General features: G+C 65.2%; 13 protein-coding genes. 6 read left to right on the plus strand and 7 right to left on the minus strand.

Annotation, left to right across the window (positions count from 1 at the left end; genetic code table 11):
- Nucleotides 1-109: 109 nt before the first annotated feature.
- The 5 genes from ACTWP6_RS25915 to ACTWP6_RS25935 all read left to right on the plus strand — a co-directional run bounded on the left by ACTWP6_RS25915 (nt 110) and on the right by ACTWP6_RS25935 (nt 11,404).
- Nucleotides 110-2,917: a helicase-related protein gene (locus tag ACTWP6_RS25915; protein ID WP_443189175.1), complete on the plus strand. Its 2,808-nt coding sequence runs from the start codon at nt 110-112 to the stop codon at nt 2,915-2,917.
- Between the two features lie 43 nt (nt 2,918-2,960).
- Nucleotides 2,961-5,744, plus strand: coding sequence for a DUF1156 domain-containing protein (locus ACTWP6_RS25920; protein WP_443189176.1), 2,784 nt, complete (start codon nt 2,961-2,963; stop codon nt 5,742-5,744).
- A gap of 4 nt (nt 5,745-5,748) precedes the next feature.
- The gene (locus tag ACTWP6_RS25925) at nt 5,749-9,126 is read left to right on the plus strand and encodes a Swt1 family HEPN domain-containing protein (protein WP_443189177.1); all 3,378 of its coding nucleotides are present in this window, start codon (nt 5,749-5,751) and stop codon (nt 9,124-9,126) included.
- Between the two features lie 393 nt (nt 9,127-9,519).
- Nucleotides 9,520-10,587: a DUF2637 domain-containing protein gene (locus tag ACTWP6_RS25930; protein WP_443189178.1), complete on the plus strand. Its 1,068-nt coding sequence runs from the start codon at nt 9,520-9,522 to the stop codon at nt 10,585-10,587.
- 373 nt (nt 10,588-10,960) lie between these two features.
- Nucleotides 10,961-11,404, plus strand: coding sequence for a hypothetical protein (locus ACTWP6_RS25935; RefSeq protein ID WP_443189179.1), 444 nt, complete (start codon nt 10,961-10,963; stop codon nt 11,402-11,404).
- Here the strand turns inward: ACTWP6_RS25935 and ACTWP6_RS25940 are convergent.
- The 7 genes from ACTWP6_RS25940 to ACTWP6_RS25970 all read right to left on the minus strand — a co-directional run bounded on the left by ACTWP6_RS25940 (nt 11,364) and on the right by ACTWP6_RS25970 (nt 18,567).
- Nucleotides 11,364-12,254, minus strand: coding sequence for a ParB/RepB/Spo0J family partition protein (locus tag ACTWP6_RS25940; protein ID WP_443189180.1), 891 nt, complete (start codon nt 12,252-12,254; stop codon nt 11,364-11,366). The two genes, ACTWP6_RS25935 and ACTWP6_RS25940, sit on opposite strands and share 41 nt — an antisense overlap.
- Nucleotides 12,254-12,967, minus strand: a complete 714-nt coding sequence (locus tag ACTWP6_RS25945) for a nucleotide-binding protein (RefSeq protein ID WP_443189181.1) — start codon at nt 12,965-12,967, stop codon at nt 12,254-12,256. The genes ACTWP6_RS25940 and ACTWP6_RS25945 overlap by 1 nt, the downstream gene beginning before the upstream one ends.
- A gap of 800 nt (nt 12,968-13,767) precedes the next feature.
- Nucleotides 13,768-14,478: a hypothetical protein gene (locus tag ACTWP6_RS25950; protein ID WP_443189182.1), complete on the minus strand. Its 711-nt coding sequence runs from the start codon at nt 14,476-14,478 to the stop codon at nt 13,768-13,770.
- Nucleotides 14,475-15,404 (minus strand): ParA family protein, encoded by a 930-nt coding sequence (locus tag ACTWP6_RS25955; RefSeq protein WP_443189183.1) that lies wholly within the window; start codon nt 15,402-15,404, stop codon nt 14,475-14,477. Before ACTWP6_RS25955 ends, ACTWP6_RS25950 begins: the two co-directional genes overlap by 4 nt.
- A 539-nt stretch (nt 15,405-15,943) precedes the next feature.
- Nucleotides 15,944-16,699 (minus strand): WhiB family transcriptional regulator, encoded by a 756-nt coding sequence (locus ACTWP6_RS25960; RefSeq protein WP_443189184.1) that lies wholly within the window; start codon nt 16,697-16,699, stop codon nt 15,944-15,946.
- A complete protein-coding gene (locus tag ACTWP6_RS25965; protein ID WP_443189185.1) occupies nt 16,696-17,574 on the minus strand; it encodes a helix-turn-helix domain-containing protein in 879 nt (292 codons plus the stop codon). Before ACTWP6_RS25965 ends, ACTWP6_RS25960 begins: the two co-directional genes overlap by 4 nt.
- A gap of 693 nt (nt 17,575-18,267) precedes the next feature.
- Nucleotides 18,268-18,567 (minus strand): WhiB family transcriptional regulator, encoded by a 300-nt coding sequence (locus ACTWP6_RS25970; protein ID WP_443189186.1) that lies wholly within the window; start codon nt 18,565-18,567, stop codon nt 18,268-18,270.
- Nucleotides 18,568-18,779: 212 nt separating this feature from the next.
- Between ACTWP6_RS25970 and ACTWP6_RS25975 the strand changes: the two genes are divergently transcribed.
- A complete protein-coding gene (locus ACTWP6_RS25975; protein ID WP_443189187.1) occupies nt 18,780-19,532 on the plus strand; it encodes a helix-turn-helix domain-containing protein in 753 nt (250 codons plus the stop codon).
- The last annotated feature ends 6 nt before the right edge of the window (nt 19,533-19,538 follow it).

A 19,538-nucleotide genomic window follows, 5' to 3' on the forward strand; every position in this document is an offset into this window, starting at 1 on the left:
AATACCCTAGCAAGCCAGCGGTCCGATCTAATCGGGTAGTTACGCCGTACCCGCGTCGTGTGGCTTACATGTGCGCGATGCATTCCCGCACGATCCGCGGCCCGGTTCCGTGAGTCCGATCAGTAAATGCGACGAAGCGCACCGGATGTCGGCGAACTACTACAGCGGGGAACTGGACACCACCCGCCGCTATCAACTCGGCCAACGCCTCGGCGAAATCACCCGCCATCTGCTGCTGATGACTGCCACCCCCCACGCGGGCAGCGAGTCCAGCTTCCAAGCCTTCCTGGCACTACTCGACCCGGACCGCTTCGAAGGCGAATACCGCTCCGGTGCCCACACCACTGATACCACAGGGCTGATGCGCCGCATGGTCAAAGAGGAGCTGCTGACCTTCGAAGGCAAACCGCTGTTCCCCGAACGCATCGCTGAAACCGTGCCCTATCAACTCTCCGACGGCGAGAAGCACCTCTACGACGAAGTCACCCGCTACGTCCGGGAAGAAATGAACCGCGCTGAACGGCTCGGCAGCGACAACCCCCGCGCCCGCACCGTCGGCTTCGCTCTGACCGTGCTGCAGCGCCGCTTGGCCTCCAGCACACACGCGATTCTGCGCTCCCTGCAACGCCGCCGCGAACGCCTGGAAGCCAAACGCCAGGAGATGCTCAACCCCCGCTTCTCCCCGATGGAAGACGCGATGGCCAACCTGCCGTGGACGCGGCTGGAGGATCCCGACGAACTCGACGCCGAGGAGACCGAGAATCTCGAAGAGGCGGTCGTCGACGCGGCCACGGCCGCCCAGACGGTGGCCGAGTTGGAGTTCGAAATCGCCCAACTCGACAAGCTGGTTGACCTGGCACGATCGGTCAGCGACAGCGGCGAGGACCGCAAATGGACCGAACTGCGGCGTTTGCTACTCGACGACAAACACGTGCTCGACAGCTACCACGGCCCCCGCAAGCTGATCATCTTCACCGAGCACCGTGACACCCTGAACTACCTGACCCAGCAGATCCGCAACGTCCTGGGCCGCGCTGATGCGGTCGTCACTATCCACGGCGGCACCCAGCGCGGCGATCGCCGCGTCATCCGCGAGGCCTTCACCCACGACCCCGACGTCCGGGTGTTGGTGGCCACCGACGCCGCCGGGGAAGGCCTCAACCTCCAGGCGGCGCATCTGATGATCAACTATGACCTGCCCTGGAACCCCAACCGCATCGAGCAGCGGTTCGGGCGCATCCACCGCATCGGCCAGAAACAGGTCTGTCGGTTGTGGAATCTGGTGGCGGACGAAACCCGCGAGGGCCAGGTGTTCGCACGGCTGCTGGAGAAGATGGAAGCCCAACGCGCCGCCTACGGCGGCCGGCTGTTCGACGTCCTCGGCGAAGCGTTCAAAGACCAGCCGCTGAGCAAGCTTCTGATGGAGGCGGTCCGCTACGGGGATGATCCGGCACGCCAAGCCGAACTAGAACGCGTCCTGGACGCCGAGGTGTCCAAGGGCACCGAAGACCTCTTGCGGGAACGCGCACTGGCCCGCGAGTCGCTGACCCCACACCAACTCAGCATGCTGCGCCGTCAGATGGACGAAGCCCGCGCCCGGCGCCTGCAGCCCTACTACATCGAGCTGTTCTTCCGCGACGCCTTCAAACGACTCGGCGGACGGATCAGCCGACGCGAGCAGGGCCGCTACGAGATCGCCAACGTGCCGGCCACCATCCGCTCCCGGCAACGCCCCGGTGCGGCTCTGCCGATCGCCACTCGCTACGAACGCGCCACCTTCGAACCCGGCTGCGTCGACGCCGATGATGCCCGCCGCGCCGAACTCCTCGCCCCCGGGCACCCGCTGATGGACACCGTTCTGGACGCCACCATCGAATCCCACCGCGGCGTCCTGGAAGCCGGGACACTGCTGTTCGATCCCACCGACCCTGGCACCGAACCGCGGCTCATCGTGGCGCTGAACGCCGAGATCGTCGACGGCACAGGCACAGTGGTGTCCAAACACTTCGAGTTCGTCACCCTCACCTCCACGGGCGAGGCTATGACGACCGGTCCGGCCCCCTACCTCGACCTACACCCACTGCCCGAACAGGCCCGCCCCGCAGCCCAATCAGCGCTCACCAGCGCCTGGCTGACCACCGGTGTGGAACAGCTGGCCACCTCATGGGCGGTGACCCACGCCCAACCACAACACCTCCAACAGGTTCGCGATCAACTCCTGCCGTTGATCGCGAAGACGAAATCCGCTGTGCGCCAGAGACTGGTGCAGCAGATCAACTACCTCGACGCTGAAGCCGCCCGGATCCGAGACGCCCAGAGCGCCGGCAAGGCCGGGCGGTCCCGCAAGAACCGGCAAAGCCCCGACCGACTGGAAGTCCGCGCCCGCGAACTCGAAGCCCGCCTCGAACGGCGCACCTCCCAACTCGATGCCGAAGCGCAACTCGCAGCACGGCCACCAAACGTGGTCGGTGCCGCACTCGTCATCCCCGCCGGCCTCATCCCCGGCCCGATCGCGATGTACGCCAAGGAGACGGCTGGAGTCGAGCGCCGTGCGGTCGACGCCGCACTGGCCGCCGAACGCGCACTGGGCCGAGAGCCAATCGAGATGCCGCACAACAACACCGGCTACGACATCCACTCCACCACCCCCGAAGGCGATTCGGTGTTCATCGAAGTCAAGGGGCGTATCGCCGGAGCCGAGGACTTCACCATCACCCTCAACGAAGTCCTGCTCGGCAAGAATGTTCCCGCTGCGCATCGTCTCGTGATGGTGGAAGTCAGCCCCGACGGACCTGAACACGACCAGCTCCGCTACGTCGCCGAGCACTTCCGAAGCATCAACCTCGGTGACCTCGCCGCTACCGACGTCCGACTCAACTGGGCCAAGACCTGGGACCGAGGAACACCACCATGCTGACCTTCGCCGCCCAGCCCGATCGACCAGCCAGAGGACAACACCGGTGACAGACACCCCGAAGCGCAAGCTGATTGAAGTCGGCATCCCGCTCAAGACGATTAACGAGGAGTCCGCTGGAGAGAAATACATACGACTCGGCCATCCCTCCACGCTGCACCTGTGGTGGGCGCGCCGCCCCCTGGCCGCTGCTCGGGCAGTTCTGTTCGCGCAACTCGTCGATGACCCCTCCTCCCATCCGGAGAAGTTCCCCACCGATGAAGACATCGCAGTGGAACGAAAGCGCCTCCACCAACTGATGGAAGAACTCGCCGCCTGGAGCAACGCGAACAACGCGGAGCTACTCGATCAAGCCCACAAAGAGATCTTGGCATCAACGGGCGGCAACCCTCCACCCATACTCGATCCCTTCGCCGGCGGCGGCACCATACCTCTCGAAGCGCAGCGTCTCGGCCTGGAAGCCCACGCATCTGATCTCAATCCAGTCGCTGTTCTGATCAACAAGGCACTTATCGAGATCCCTCCGAAATTCGCCGGGCGGCCGCCGGTTTCTCCCGAAGTTGGCCGAGATCAACTTGCCCATCCCTGGCCGCGCGCCACTGGGCTAGCCGAGGATGTCCGCCGCTACAGCAATTGGATTCGTGTCGAAGCCGAGAAACGCATCGGCCATCTCTACCCCAAAGCCATACTGCCCGATGGCTCGAAAGCGACTGTCATTGCTTGGATCTGGGCTCGGACCGTTAAGTGCCCTAACCCTGCTTGCGGCATCACGATGCCCCTGGCTCGATCATGGTGGCTTGGTAAGAAAAAGGGCAAGGAGGCCTACTCTGTCCCAGTCGTTGTCAACGGAAAGGTTGTCTTCAGCATTGGTCACGACGCGCGAACGGCACCAAGGGGCGAAGACGACGGCACCCTCAAGCGTGCGGGAGCCGTGTGTATAGGTTGTGGCGCCGCGGCTGATCGCGATTATCTGCGAGTCCAGGGCCAAGCGGGGCTCATCGGGCATCAGTTGATGGCCACTGTTGCCCAAGGAAACCGGTCTCGGATTTACCTCGATCCGACGCCGGAAGACGAAACGGTTGCGAAGGTGGCGCGCCCGAGCGGTATGCCAGATCAGGAGCTTGGCTACCACCCAAGGGACGTATCTGCCCCCCCTTATGGCATGACGATATTTTCGGACTTGTTCACTGCTAGGCAATTGACGGCATTCGACATCTTTACCGAGTTGATCGGTGAGGCCCGCAAACATGTGCTTGAGAGTGCGTTAGCCGCCGGCCTACCTGAAGGCGACTGCCTCGAAAACGGCGGCGGTGAGGCTGTCGCATATGCCGACAGCATTGCCTTGTATCTCGGACTAATCGTGTCGCGGCTGACCGACTACCACTCCTCACTCACAACCTGGGCGAGCAACCCGCAAATGGAGATTCTTCGAAACCTGTTTGCGCGTCAAGCAATCGCAATGGCTTGGGATTTCGCTGAAGGCAATCCATTTGGAGATTCATCAGGCACGTTTATTCGAATGGTCGAAGCCGTATCCAAGGTCATCGAGTATCTGCCGACCGGTCCTGTTGGCCATGTGAGCCAGCTTGATGCTAAGTCCGCATTCACAGGCGGCTACTTGGTGTCAACTGATCCGCCGTATTACGACAACATCGGTTATTCGGACCTGTCTGACTTTTTCTACGTTTGGCTTCGCCGGTCACTGGGTTCGGTTTTTCCAACTCTTCTCAGCACAGTTCTGGTTCCGAAAGCTGACGAGCTTGTGGCTAACCCGTACCGTCACGGGGGCAGCGACGGCGCCCGAGAGTTCTTTGAGGCTGGCTTCGGAGAAGTTTTCCGGCAAGCACGTAAATCAGCATTGCCGAACTTTCCCATCACCGTCTATTACGCCTTCAAGCAGTCCGAGACGACTGAAGGCGGGGAAGTCTCGACCGGTTGGGAAACCCTGCTTGAAGCCATGATCCAAGCCGGATGGACCGTCACTGCGACTTGGCCAATGCGAAGCGAGCGCGGAGGCCGGTTGATAAGCGTAGGGACAAACGCCCTCGCGTCGTCGATCGTGTTGGCTCTTCGCCCGCGTCCGGAGGATGCACCGCGGACTGATCGCCGCCGTTTCATCGCAACTCTGAAAGCGGAACTTCCATCGGCGTTGAGGGACTTGCAGCAGGGGGCAATTGCACCGGTAGATCTTCCGCAGGCCGCCATCGGGCCGGGCATGGCAGTGTTCTCGCGATATTCGGCGGTGCTGGAGGATGACGGATCAACGATGCCAGTGCGATCTGCGCTGGCCCGGATCAACGAAGTTCTCGATGAGGTCTTGGTCGAGCAAGAAGGTGACTTCGACTCCGACACTCGGTTTGCGATTGTGTGGTTTCGTCAGTACGGATTTGAGCCCGGGCCGTACGGAGACGCGGACAACATCGCTAGGGCACGAAACGCCTCGATCGACCACCTCGATCATGCAGGAATCCTGACCAGTCGGGCCAGTAAAGTCACACTCCTAGCCCCCGGCAATCTCGACCCCACTTACGACCCCGCGACTGACCCTTCAATCAGCGTCTGGGAGGTCGTCATGCACCTCACCCGACTTCTAGCAGCTGAGGGCATCCCCGCCGCCGCCGCGATGCTGGGACGTGTCCCAGCATCCATCGAGCCCGATCTGTGCAAAGAGTTGGCCTTTTTGTTGTTCTCGGTCTCGGAGCGGCGCAAGGAAACCAAGCTGGCCGTGGACTTCAACGCATTGGGCACAGCGTGGAACGAAATCGCCGCAGGAGCCGCAACAGCAGCGTCTCGACCCGTTCAATCAACGATCGACTTCGAGGGGGAATAGCTAGATGGCGACCAGTAACCGCGAACGCATCCGCCGGGCGTTGGAACTGCTCGGCGAATCGCTGGACACGTTCATCACCGGCGCTACCCGCGACAAGATCCCCGCCGACAAGAACTGGACGATGCTGCTCGCCGCCAAAGATGCCAGCAAGGGCGCCGGCGGCGACAAGAAGTACAACTCGGTCGACCCACAGAACGGGTTGCGGATGCTGACCGAGAACGTCACCGCTCGGGCGATTCCGGGCTGGTATCCGTTCGGGGACTTGCTGTCTCGCGCGGAGCAGAGCCTGGCCAGTGAGATGCGGGAAGTCCGCGACCGCGAGGCCCACCATGAGCCCTTCACTGCTGATGACGCTTACCGGGCCCTGGACACCGCAGAACGGCTGCTGCGGGCCATCGGTGCGCCTGAATCGGCTGACGAAGTCAAACGCTCGCGGATCGACCTGCGGCGGGTGTCCTCCGAGCAGGAAGACCGCCGCGTGGTCAGGATCGCCGGTGCTACGGAGGTCGGCTCGGTTGGACTTCCACCCTGGAGAGAAGTCCTACGGCCCCACGATGATGTGGCCAGGGGCAACTTCCGGGCCGCGGAGTTCGCCGCAGACCTGGCGATGGTCGCCCGCGGCGAAGGAGATCCCGAATACACCGACCCTGTCGAGTTCTTCCGCCGCACCTTCCTCACAGGGGGCCTGCGCGACCTGATCACCCGCGCGGTCAAACGGCTCTCCGGGGATATGAACGCCTCTCCAGTGATCAACCTGCAGACCAACTTCGGCGGCGGCAAGACCCATTCCATGCTGGCCCTGTGGCACTTGGCATCCGGCCGGCCGATCACCGAGTACCCACAGGAGATCGAGGACCTGCTAGGGGCAGCCAAGCTCGGCCGGCCCATCGGGCGGGTCGCACTGGTTGGTAACCATCTGGAACCGTCGGGCCTGAAACCCAAACCGGACGGCACCAAGATCAACACGCTGTGGGGCGAGCTGGCCTGGCAACTCGGCGGTCGTGAAGCCTACGAGATCGTCGCCGAAGCCGACCGCACCTCCACCAACCCCGGCGACAGCCTGCGCGAACTACTCACCAAATACGCTCCGGCGGTCATCCTGATCGATGAATGGGTGGCCTACGCCCGCCAGCTCTACGGCCGAGACGACCTCGCCGGCGGCAGCTTCGACACCCAGTTCACCTTCGCCCAAACCCTCACCGAGACAGCCAAAGCCGTCCCCGGGGCACTGGTGGTCATCTCAATCCCGGCCTCAGCCCGGGACACCGACGGCGACGACAACATCAGCGAGGAAGAAGTCGGCGGCGAGAACGGCCGCGAAGCACTGCGCCGGTTGCAGAACATCGTGCGACGGGTTGCCGACCAGTGGAAGGCCGCCAATCCCGAAGAGTCCTTCGAGATCGTCAAACGGCGGCTGTTCACCGCACCCGACGGGGAAGCTCTGGCACGGATCAACGCCACGGCCAACGCTGTCGTGAAGTTCTACCGCCAGCATCACTCCGAGTTCCCCAGCGAGGTCACCGAGAACGCCTACACCGACCGTATCCGCGCTACCTACCCGATTCACCCGGAACTGTTCGACCGGCTCTACCAGGAGTGGTCGACCCTGGAGCGGTTCCAACGCACCCGCGGCGTGCTGCGGTTGATGAACACCATCGTCGGCTCGCTCTGGCGCAGCAACGACACCGCGCCACTGATCATGCCCGGCTCCGTGCCTCTTCGGGACGCGGACGTGATGACCGAGATAAGCCAGTACCTCGAGGACCAGTGGAAGGTCATCATCGACACCGACGTCGATGGAACCAATGCAGCGCCAACGCAGGTCGATCGAGACAACCCAGATCTCCTCGGTAAGCGCTTTGTCACCCAGCGGCTGGCCCGCACCGTGTTCGTTGGGGCAACCCCCACCCTGAACAGCGCCCACAAGGGCATCCATAAGCAGCGGGCATTCCTGGGAACCGCACTCCCCGGCGACGTGCCCGGCAACTTCTACTCCGCCCTTAACCAACTCGCGGACAAAGCGACCTACTTCTACTCTTCGGGGGAACAGTACTGGTTCGATACCCAGGCCAACACCACCCGCACCGCCCGCGACTACGCCGAACGGCTTCACCCCGAGGATGTGTGGGTCGAAGTCATCCGGCGGCTGCAGGACCACCGCAGCCCATCTGCGGATGGGTTCGCCGCCGTCCACGTCGCACCGGAGAGCTCCGCTGATGTTCCCGACGGGCAGGAAGCCCGGCTGGTCATCGTGCCACCGGCTCACGTCCACGACCGCCGCCAGGGCGCCGACTCGCCAGCCTATCAGTGGGCAACTCAGGTGCTGGAGCGCCGCGGGTCCGGGGCGCGGACCCACCGCAACATGTTGGTGTTCCTGGGGGCCGACGCTGCTCGCTACGACGAACTGCAGTTCTCGATTCGCGAATACCTTGCCTGGAAGTACGTGCGGGACAACGCAGATGGCGCGCTCAACCTGACGGCCCAGCAGCGCCAGCAAGCCGTCGAGCGCCTCGAACGCGCCGACCGCACGGCGAAGGACAGGCTGCTCGGCGCCTATCACTGGGCCTTGGTCCCATCGCAACCTGATCCGGCCCGGCCAATGCAACTTGAGGCGATCAAGGCCGAAGGCAGCCCGGACAACCTGGCCAAGCGCACCGCCGCACGGCTGATCGAGAAGTCCGAACTCGTCCTTCGCCGGGCATCGGCCGCGATCCGCCTCGATCTGGACACGACCTTGGCCGCGGTCTTCGACCGCGACGGCCACATCAGCCTGGGAACCCTTTGGGCCTACTACACGACCTACCCGTACCTCGCCCGCCTGCGCAATCGCAAAGTCCTGGAAGACGGGGTCCTGTCCTCACTCGACACGCCCATCGACTGGCAGAACCAAGGATTCGCCCTAGCCGACGGCTGGGACGGACAGAAGTACACCGGACTGGTCCTGCCCACCGACCCTGCCGGCGAGGAGCGGGCCACGGTCGACAGCCTTCTTCTAGTGAAGCCGCGACGCGCGGAAGATCAACGCGCTCATGAGGTTCCGCCCGGAGCACCGGAGCCTCCGGGGCCGCCACCCGGTCCTGGGCCGCATCCGCCGGGGCCGTATCCCCCCGGGCCTGCGGCGCCACCGCCTGCGCCACCACGACCGGAGCAGACGCGGTATTTCGGCACAGTCAAGCTGAACCCCGACTTCTACGCACGGGACTTCGGCAAGATCACCAGCGAGGTGATCCAGCACCTGGCCGCCGTTGACGGTGTGCAGCTGGAGGTCAGGCTTGAGATCACGGCCGTCGCAAACAACGGGTTCGACGAAGCCAAGATTCGGACGATCAGGGAGAACGCCCAGACACTGAAGTTCGAGCAGTCCGGGTTCGAAGCAGAGTGAGGATCACGGCTTCGAACGCAACCGCTGACCGAGTGCCTCTGGCAATTGCGTCGTTTTTGTCCAGGCTTAACTCAACGGCCTTCGCTAGGAACGCCTCAAGGAGAACCGCATCGACACTGCCAGGAACGTTTTTCCTCCGGATCTCGGGCCGTCGCGCCAGTTTCGTTCTGAGTTCGTCGCGCGGATCGGTCGACCAGCGACAGCATCTGCTCGGTAGTAATCTCAAGCCGTTGCCCCTTGGCGAAACCCCAGTCCAAGAGCTTCACTTCGGTTGCTTCATCGGCTACCCCTTTTCCGATGACGGCCCATCACCGGGGTAGGCTATGTCTTTGCGATGTTCGACCCGATGATTTTGTGCAGGAGGGACCCGCCGGGCGACTTTAGGCTCGATGCATGACTCTGCACCAGCACGACGTAGCAGGACTGGAGTCTTCGGAAGCCGCCACCGAGACCGCCTCGGCCGTCGACGATTGCCGCCGCGCTGGCACCTTCTTTCTCGGCTGGTTGATCCTGGCGGCGGCGATGTCGCTTTCCGGCAATGTCGGTCATGCTCTGCTGATCGCGCCATCGGAAACCCGTTGGCTGGCCGCCCTCGCGGCTCTGGTGCCGCCGACGGTTCTTCTGGCAGCAACACATTCGGCGACCTGGCTCGTCCGCGCTCGATCGGTTGGCTGGGTGTACTGGGTGGCGCTGGCCCTTACCGCCGCGTTGGCTCTCGGATCATTCGCTCTGTCGTTCGACGCGCTGCGTTCCTTCGCGGTCATGCTGGGGATTCGAGAGTCCATGTCGTGGATCTGGCCTGCGGTCATCGATGTCGCGATCGCACACGCGACGCTGTGCTTGCTGTCGCTGACCAGGCCCAAGCGGGCCAAGACGTCGCACGCGGTCGAAGCGAAGCCGGAAGCAACACCTTCGTCGACTTCGGCGCACACCGGCGGCTATATCGCGCAGGGCGAGACCGAGCAGATGGTTGAGGATCGACCGCAATCTCTGCTGCCGAACCCGATGCGAAGCTCGGCGCGTGCGCGGACTAGCGAGACGCAAGCCGGGCCCATGCCCAAACGTGAGTCGAGCAGCACCTACGCATCCGCTTTCGCGCCGGCCGCTGTGCGCCACGGACACCCGCCAACCGACAGCGGCGCCGATGGGCAGCGCCCACTGGGACGGGCATTGAGGGCCGTACCTGCCCGCGCGGTCACATCAGCGCTGCCCGCGTCTGAGTTGTGCACTGAGACGGGCGTGGAGTCCACCGTTGAGAGTTGGCGCCCGATGGCGGAGTCGCTGGTGCGCGAGGGGATCACCACGAAAGAGCCAGATCTGATCGCCAAGATTCTCGCCGACAATGCCGCCGGTACCCCACCGAGCACGATCGGACGCCGCCACGAGGTTCATCACACCACCGTGAATCGAATTCTCTCCGCCGCCGAGCAGCTGGCCGAGACCAGCACCGCGGCCAGGTAGGCAAGACCGCTCGTCGGCGTGGGCGTTGGGGTTCGGCCTTACGACGCGGCGCGTTCGATGCCCAATGAGCGTTCGCGCAGAAGAAAGGGAAGGCTGACGCCTTGGGTCTGCGCCTCGCCGCGCAGTCGTTCCATTTGGTCAGCCGTGAAGCGTACGAACACACCCTCGGTGAGTTGTCGAGTCTCGGTCCCTTTGCCACTCATCGCCGTTCCCTTTCGCGGTGCACGAAGATGGTCCTAGTGTAGGACATCCATGTCGTTAATTAGCGACATTGCTCGTCAGGTGGCTTCCGCATGTCGCTACGAGTGTCCTTATCTAGGAGCATAATGTTCTAGACGGGACGACGAGAACCGAACAGCCGACGTAAGCAGGGATGAGCGAGCCTAAGACACCACCCGCCGGGGTCGAGACGGAACCACAGGGTCCAGTGGTGCCGTTGAAGGAGGCTGCGTCCCGGCTGGGTAAGGATCCGCGCACGCTGATCAAGGCGATCACGGCGGGCCGGCTTCGCGGTGGCGCTCTGCCGCGGCCGGAACGGCTGCGGTGGTACGTCTACGCCGACGAACTGCCTGCTGCCGCGGGGGCGGCGGTTGCGGTCTACTCCCCCGCGGATGCTCTGGTGGAGGATCTGCGTTCGCAGGTGGTGTCGCTTGCTGAGGCGAACCGGTTGTTGATCGCCGCTCAGCAGGATCTTCTTGATGCCGGCGATGCCGATCAGGGTTCGGCGGCGAAGTACCGCGCTGCGGCGCGGCGCTATCTGGATGCGTTAGGGCAGTTCATGACGCCGGGTCATCTGGGCGACCTGGTCGATCAGTAGGGCCGTTCAGCCGGCTGAGTTCACCGAGCAGTTTGAGCAGCTTGCTTATCCCGTCGGCGCCGAGGTAGGTGCGTAGGGCGTGGGCGAGCTGTTCGGGTTGGTTGTCGAAATCGGCCAGCGCCGAGGCGATGACGCGGGAGCGGCTCGGGGGGCGGCGTTTGCCGCTGTCCTGGTCTGGGTCGTTGTTGCGGTCGAGGGTGGCCTGCCACCGCGCGACCTGTTCGGCGAGCGGCACTTTGGCCAGTTGCCGCGCCTCGCGGATGGCCAGTTCGCCGCGCCGTAGCGCGCTTTGCAGTTCTGGCGCCAGCTTCAGTAGGGCGCGTCGCTGGGAGACCCACGCCGCGGTTCTATGTAGCCGTGCAGCGGCTTCGTCGGCGCGTCCGCACTCGGCGACGAGCGCCTCCACAGCGCGCGCTTCTTCGATGACGTCGAAGTCCTGGCGGTCGACGTTTTCGGCGATGCACGCTGAGATGAGGGTGATTCGGTCGCGGGCGATCTCGTCGTTGATGACGACGGCGAGGTCGCTGCGGCCGTACTTGTGGGCTGCGGCGAGTCGGCGGCACCCGTTGATCACGACGTAGCGTGCCGAGATCTGGTCCTCGGGAAACAGTTTGAGGTATGCGGCGCTGGTGACTGCCAGCGCGGGTTGGAGTTGGATGTCGGCGATCGATTCCAGATCCGCGAGGTCCCCGACGTCTTCGCGCGGATTGCGTGGATTGGCGGTGAGGTCGCTCAACACGATGGCGTGGCCCTGGATACCGTCTGGACCCTGTGCGCTGCGGTCCACCGGTGATTTGTGGCCCACGGATGCGGCGAGGTCGGCGAGGTTGGTGCGCTGTCCCCGTGCCATCAGCGCACCGCCGCGACGTTGAGTTCGAGGGCGAACTTGTAGAAGTCTTCTCGGGCTTGCAGCGCCACCCGGTTGAGCGGGTACTCGGTGACGACCTGACCGTCGGCGCTGGCTCTGGCGTGCAGCTTGTAGTGCCTGATCACGGTGTTGGCCAGCGGCCACCCGTTGGCCTTGACGAAATCCTTGGTCTGGTTGAGATCGTAGGTTCCGTCGCGCGGGTCCCAGTTGTTGATCACCACGATGTACCGAAGTCCGCGTGGCTCAATGACTTTGGTGATGGTCCGGGCGGTCGGATCGAAGCTGAGCGGCTCGGTCTCGATGGGGACGATGACTTGGTCGGCCATGTCCAGGACGGTGCGCAGCACATCTGCGGCGGGCCCGCGCCCGAGTGGATCTGATCCACTGCCGTCGCCGTCGAGGTCGATCCATCCTGGAGTGTCGACGTAGACATGCTGGATTCCTGGAAGTTCTTTGAGCGCGGCCAGTCCAGCCAGATCGTCGTGAGCTTGCGCGATGTGGAACGGCAGGTCGTTCATGCGCGAGGCCCACCATACTGCGGATCCTTGCGGATCGACTGACAGCGCCAGCACCGGAGAGGTGGCGTCGGGGTCGTCGTCGCGGTTGAGGACGTCGGCGGTGACGGCGGCCAGGTTGACCGAGATCGTGCTCTTGCCGACACCGCCCTTTTGATTGAGCACAACATGAATCGCCACGTGAGGGCCTCCCGTTTGCTTCCCCCGCAGTAGCGGGGTACTTCGGACCAGACGGACTTACCCTACGGTGCAAGGGGTTTGGCGGCGACCCGACACGCGGGGTCGTACATCGTTGTGACGGCTCGACTGAAGCTCAGGCGCGGGGACTGTGTTGCGCCCGGTGCGCGGGGCGCTCCTCCGTGCGCGGGGCGGCGTCGGCTGGCAACCGCTCCGGTCGCTCGCCAGGCCCGCGTGCGGTAGGGATCCCGCGCGTCGTGAATGGTCGCTTGGAAGGGCGGTGCCGTCATCGTGGCGCACCGGAGAGGAGTGTTTGCCGATTAACCGCGGTTGATTCGGTAGCCGCGATCACGGGCGGGGGCGGGCCCTTGGCGGGCGGCGGCGATGGGCTCTACGGGGTGGTTGGAGGTAATGTCCGGGCCTCGCCTCAGTGTCTGGGTTTGGTTGAGCTGAGGAGGTCCCCCCGGACACTCTCGGCCCCCCTCTCCTCCCCCGGCGCTGGCTGCCCCGGCTTGCGTCGGACGTCCGGGCGCAGACGCCGTTCGGCCGCAATTAACCGCGGTTAATTGGGTTCGCACTGGGCCCGGGGTCAGACGCCAGTCCGTGACTGCGCCGGAGGGTCGGCTGGGGTGCTCTTCGATGTTGCAGCGGGCCACCTCGCCATACGTCGGCCGATCCGTCACGTGACGCTGGGTGTGGGTCGGTGTCGGCGATGCATCCGGTGCCTCGGCGCGGTCGTGATCGGTGTGATGTCACCGTCGCGCCCGCGGCTACCGTTTTGCGGCCTGGGGCTGCGGTGGGTCTCAGCGGTGCGGTAGTAGGTCGAACTCGTAGCGGAGGGCTTGTTCTACGAGCGCACTGCGTGTCCCGGCCCCCCACGCCAGGACCAGGTTGTCGAGTCGCTGCCCGTTGGCGGCGGTGACGCCGGAGAGCACCACGGTGCGTGGCGCGGTGGCGTGCCTGCGGCGGCGCGGCACTGCGTTCGAGGAGGGTCGCTCGAAGAGCTGCCCCTCCCCTACCGCGTCCTGTTGGTTGGCCCAGGTGGTGGCCAGGCGCGTGGCGTGGGCTTCGATGGCGTCGAGAACGATGGCGCCCATGGTGCGCGCGAGACCGCGGCGAACTTTCTTTTCCGCGAGCTGAACTCGGTAGAGCTCGTCGTAGACCTCCGATGACAGCAGGACCTCCGGCGGGCGAATCCGCGCCTTGTTCGGCTGCTGTGCATCGCCGGTGTGGTTGGTGGGCTGCGCTGCTGGGGTTGTCAGCAGAACGGCGGTCTGCGGAACGGCGGTCGGCGAAGGGGTTGCGGGCGAGGCGGGTTGGGCAGGAGAAGTCGTCGTCGCCGGCGGGGGTGGCGTCGGAGTTCTGTGCGGGGTCGAAGGCGCCGCTGGTGCCGACGGTGGCGCGACCGGCTGCGGTGTCTGGTGTGTCTTCGGGGCCGGCCACAGGTCGTCGAGGTCTTGGTCGAGCGCGGAGGGATCGAAGACCGGTTTGGCTTTCTGGCGGGTCGGGGTCATCCGGCGCTCACCTCCATGGGTGTGGATTCGAAGCGGACGAGGCGGCCGATGATCTCGCGGACCAGTTCCTGGTAGTCGGCGGCGAGACCGCTGGGGTCGCTGGTCCACAGTCCTCGTTCGGGACTTTGTTTGTCGCGCAGCCGGGCCAGACGGCTCCGGCGGTCGTCGTGGGCCAGCGCGACCAGCTCGCCTGCGGTCCTGTGCAGGGTGCGCATGTCGACGGCGGCGGCTGGCGCCGAGCGGATGGTGATGTCGAAGGGCGTGGTCCCGCTTCCCTCGAGCATCTCGCGGACCTGGGCGAACACCTCCTGATTGCGTTTGACGGCGCGCGGGTTGACGTCGAAGAGCAGCACGCCGAGCAGCTGAATTGACGCGCCGTGTTTGCGGGCACGCCAGAACCGGCGGGCGAGGCGTTCGACGCCGCCCAGGCTTGCCTGATCGTCGCGGGTGGGTATGAGGAGGTAGTTGGCGACGGCCAGGTAGGTGTCCAGCAGTGGGACGTCTCCGGGTCCGGAGTCGATGACGACCAGGTCGTACCCCTCGGATTCGCACAGCGCTGACAGCGCGGTCTCCAGGTTGATCGCCATGTTGATGCCGTTCTCGGACATCAGATGCGCTGCGGCGCCGACGACGGCCAGTTGGGGTCCCCCGGCCACGACGTCGAGGTTGGGCCGTACGTTGCGCACTGGTACCAGTGGGGCCCCGTATTGCAGGGTTTGCGACAGTGACTGGCCGCGGTCGCCGGTGACGCCGAGATCCTCGACGGTGACATTGGCCTGCGGGTCCCCATCGACGACGAGCACCCGTCGTCCCCGCTTACCCGCCGCGGCAATCATTTCCGCCACCGCGGCAACCGTGGTGGATTTCCCGACGCCGCCCTTCTGATTGGCCACGAGGATTGTTCGGGCCGGTCCGCTCATCGTCATGGCGGCCAACCTAAGTCCCGACGCGCGGATTCCCGTGGCGCCGCACCACTGTGTGATCGAACCGTTACTGGAGTGGCTGTTGGGGCTAGTTGTCGTTTGTGTGATTGGGGTGCGGCACGGACGACTCGGCCGGCGGGTGGCGGTGGGGGTGGACGGCTGAACTACGGGCCGTGTAGGCGGCGGAGTGTTCGCTCCATCGTCCGGCCGTGTGTCCGCGACACCGTCAGTCTGGGTGCACTGCCCGGGGTTGCGCCCGAAATACGCCAGTACCGACGTCCGGTGCACCGGACGTCTCAGGCACGGCAGGTCAATCGGCGTTCGACGCGTCATCTGTACGAGGGTCAAGCGTCAGTACGTCCGGTCGTACGGACGTTTCACGCCCGGCGTAGTTCCGAGTGAGGTCCGTTTGGTTATACGGCCTCTATGCGTCTTCAGACGCGTCAATCATCCGGTGTTGTTCCGTCATTAGCCCGTATATTGCAGGTCAGCGCTGCATCGGCGACGCCGGTGCGGGTCACTGCCGGGCTCGGGGTGAGCCTTCATCCCATGCAATGCCGCAGCCGATGGTCCGGGGGCGCACCGGGAACCAGGTTTGGTCGGTCTCGCCCAGCGCGGCGGGGTCCTGGTGGGGAAGCGTCACCACAGGCGCCGTCGGTATTCAGGATGACCCAATGCTGTTGGCGCCAGAGAAAGGGCGCGTCGGGAGCTCGATCTCGGGAGCAGACACGGTAGCCGAGCCGGCGGGCCAGTTTTGGGTCAAGGCTCGCGATCGAATTGGCGCAGCGTACGCAAGCGGCGAACAGGGTCGACGCGGTGTCCTTGCCGGGGGGCTCGCCGAGACGAGACTCAAGAGAGTCCGCCGTCAAGCGGCAGTCTGGCGCCATGATCTCGCAGTGCCCGCTGGCCCGTGCCCACACCAGCGCGGCCGCGGGTGCCGGCGTGGAACAACGAACGCCGGCGGGGGGAGGGGACTCCGGCCGCACAGGGGAACGCACAAGCGGCCGGTGGCTCGCGGCGACGGCCCCGGTGGCGCGTGGGGGAGGAGTATCCGCGGCGATGGAGCTCAGTCGATGCGCCACGGGGGTGAAGCGGCCGTCGATCCACACACCCGCCCACATTCCCCACGAAGGCCGGCATGTCAGCGCGCGGCGCGCGCACCACCGGCGGCGCGGGCATCGCAGGCAGGCGGCCAACGACTGTGTCCGCGCGGCGGGATCGAACCACTGATCGGGGTCGGCGTGGCAGGGCAGCGGCACAGTCGCTGCCACGCAGTCCGGTTCGGCTGGATGGTTCATGGTGTCGCCGCGGCACCGCTGCCGCGCCCTTTCCGCCGCTGCGCGATCTCGTCGAGGATCGCCCGCGCGGCCCGGTGCCCTGGACCCTGCAGGGCAGCACGTCCGGCCTCGCGGGCCCGGCGCTGGGTTTCGCGGTTCTCGATCTGGGCGTCGATGCGTTGTCTGACGGCGAGCAGTTCGGCCTGCTCACGGGCTTCGTCTAGGGCTGCGGGCCGTTCGGCGGGGTTGCCGTGACTGGCGAGGATCTTGCCGAGCAGCCCGATCGGTTTGTACGGGCTTTCCGGGATCCAGTGGCCGGTGCCGACCCAATCGGTGATCAGCTGGTTGAGGTCCCGAGGTGTCCAGCCGTGTTGAGCGACTGTGGTCAACATCGCCGCCCACGGTCCGCCGGTGCGATACCGGCGGGCCCAGGCCGGAGTTTGCGGATCGGCTATCCAGTGATTTGCCAGCAGGAGCGCCCGGTTGTCCGGGCGAGGGCGACGCGAAGCGGCGCTGCGACCGGCGCTTTTGCGCCGGGTGGTGGTAGTGAGTGATTTATTACGGGAGTTGAAGGGGTTAAAAGAAGACCCTCCGGGATGGGGTGACAGCGATCGGAACCGACTGTCGTGCAGAGCCCACACTGAAGCCCATCCGCGTCCACGGTCGCCGACGCGCCAGCTGGCGAACCTCTCGTCACGGGTGCGCTGCCGGCCGCGCATTACTTCGGTCGCGACGCCGAGCAGCCGTAGTGCGGTCGAGGCCCGTTGTACAGTGCGGATCGAGAGGCCGGTGATTTCGGCGAGACGGTCGTTCGTTGGACGGCAATTACGGCCCGTGCGGTGATCTGCGAACGATGCCCGCGCCTCGGCCACTGCCATCACCGATTTCAGGCTCACGGGGTTACCGGGCATGGCAGGGCGGACATGACTGTCGTAGCGGTTGCGGTAGGCCGTAGGCACGGTCTCGTGCACCCACTTCCGAGCGCGACCGCTCCAGCAGGGGATAGCCGCCACCGGCTCGATTTCAAGGACGATGCGGGGGAGTCGGTCGAAGCACTCGCCCCCGGCCCGGCGGATCCATTCGGGTGTGGTGCGGGCGGTGCCGCGCCGGCGCAGCAGAGCGCTCGACCCGTGGTAGCGGTGCGTCAGTAGAGTTGCGGTGTCACGGTGCGCTGCAGGTAGACCGCCGGGCGGACATGCGCTACCGTGGGATGCGTCGTTCATGACGATTCCCTTCAGGGAGGGGACGCGCGAAGACACCAAGGTTCGAGCGGCAACTCGGACGTGACGACCCTCGGTCTCAGGACCGGGGGTTTGTCCGTTAGGCGCTTCGCTGTGAGGTTTTCACTTGTGCCGCCAGGGTTTACGCGCCGGCGGTGTGGTTGGTCGGATGCCTCCTTTCCGTCTCAGTGGCGCTCGGTGTGGCGCAACTAGCCTTCCCACGGCGCGGATATCCGCGCCGACCCGGGCGCGGATATCCGCGCCAGTCTGAGCATGCCCCACGGGCTCCGCAGCGGCGGGTAGGACACGCCGCACCATCTTTCGCACTGATCACTCTGGTTCTCCGACGCCTGGCCGCGGCCAGCGTCGCTAGCTGGCGTCGTCGCCAGGCGCGCCTTTACCGACAAGTCCGCCATGAGTGGCCAGCGATCGAAGCTGGCGTAGCGCGAAGTTGCGCCCCCGACCTTCTTTGGGGATGTGCACCCCCGACCACATGCCTTCGGCGCCAGGGGTGTCGAGTGCGTCCTTGGCGCACTGCCAGCGCCGAGGGCAGCCTCGGCAGAGCGCCTTGAGCTCCGGGTCCTCCCCGCCGGCGGCCCACCTGTCGGGGTCGGAAATGCATGGCTGGGTGCTGCTGCGCACCGATGGTTGTTGGAGTGTCACGGTCACCGTCGCTCCTCCCACTGAGCTATCGACTGACCCGAACTTTAGCACCAACATTTAGCACCGCACACACTTGCTGCTAAATCTAGTGCTAAATGTAGGTCCCGACGCGGGGTGCTGAGGGACTGCAAGAGTTAGCGCTTTTCATCGCTGGAGTCACCCCGTGACGCGCCCGCCGTTGTTCCGAAATCGTGATAACCGCTGGCTACACTGGCGCGGTGGAGGACGACGAGATCGACGACGGGATTGCCCGCGCGGGCGCCGCCGTCGCAGCTCGACGCCTCAAATTGGGCATATCGCAGCGCGAGTTGGCGCGCCAGAAGGTGATCACCGCCCCGTCGTTGATCCGCCTTGAGAAAGGCCGCTCGTGGCCCAGGGAGCGCAGCAGACACGCACTAGAGCAGTGTTTGCAGTGGCCGGCGGGAACCTTAGCGCGCATTCGTGACGGCGGCGATCCGCCCGCAGAAACGTTAGCGCCACCCACGCCCGGCGCGGCCGCCGACGAAACGCTCGCGCCACCCAGCGGGTCGGGCGGCGCTGTTCTAGTGGTCGAGGCGCTGAAACTGGCCCTGGATCGTTTCGACACCGCTATCGACGACCTCCCCGCGGCGACGTACCCGGACTTCCCTAGCCGGGCATCGACCATTCTGGCTGACCTGCGCAAGCTGGAGGCGTTGGCAATTCGCGCGGTGCGCCATAGCGAGGGCTCTCCAGCTGAGGTGGTCAAATCACTCGGTCATATTCGGGGCCGCTACGACGAACTCATGCTCAAGGCCGCGGCTCATCCGGACGCCACGCTGGGCCAGCGGTTGTACGCGGCGCGACGTGGGGCGAATCTGAGCGCGGGTGAAGCCGCCGCCGTGGGCGGACTTGCGGTGCAGCTGGTGGAGGAAGCCGAGGCGGGCGCGCCGCTTGGCGCCGAAGATGCCGCGAGGGTGCAAGCACTGATTGCCGAGCTGTCCGGTCCTTGAGGATCG

The sequence above is a fragment of the Mycobacterium sp. 4D054 genome (genome assembly GCF_052245755.1).
Taxonomy (GTDB): domain Bacteria; phylum Actinomycetota; class Actinomycetes; order Mycobacteriales; family Mycobacteriaceae; genus Mycobacterium.

Bases quoted from the DNA above. Each gene is read 5' to 3' on its own strand.
- ACTWP6_RS25925 (WP_443189177.1), top strand. From the start codon at position 5,749: ATGGCGACCAGTAACCGCGAACGCATCCGCCGGGCGTTGGAACTGCTC.
- ACTWP6_RS25930 (WP_443189178.1), top strand. From the start codon at position 9,520: ATGACTCTGCACCAGCACGACGTAGCAGGACTGGAGTCTTCGGAAGCC.
- ACTWP6_RS25935 (WP_443189179.1), top strand. From the start codon at position 10,961: ATGAGCGAGCCTAAGACACCACCCGCCGGGGTCGAGACGGAACCACAG.
- ACTWP6_RS25940 (WP_443189180.1), bottom strand. From the start codon at position 12,254: ATGGCACGGGGACAGCGCACCAACCTCGCCGACCTCGCCGCATCCGTG.
- ACTWP6_RS25950 (WP_443189182.1), bottom strand. From the start codon at position 14,478: ATGACCCCGACCCGCCAGAAAGCCAAACCGGTCTTCGATCCCTCCGCG.
- ACTWP6_RS25955 (WP_443189183.1), bottom strand. From the start codon at position 15,404: ATGACGATGAGCGGACCGGCCCGAACAATCCTCGTGGCCAATCAGAAG.
- ACTWP6_RS25960 (WP_443189184.1), bottom strand. From the start codon at position 16,699: ATGAACCATCCAGCCGAACCGGACTGCGTGGCAGCGACTGTGCCGCTG.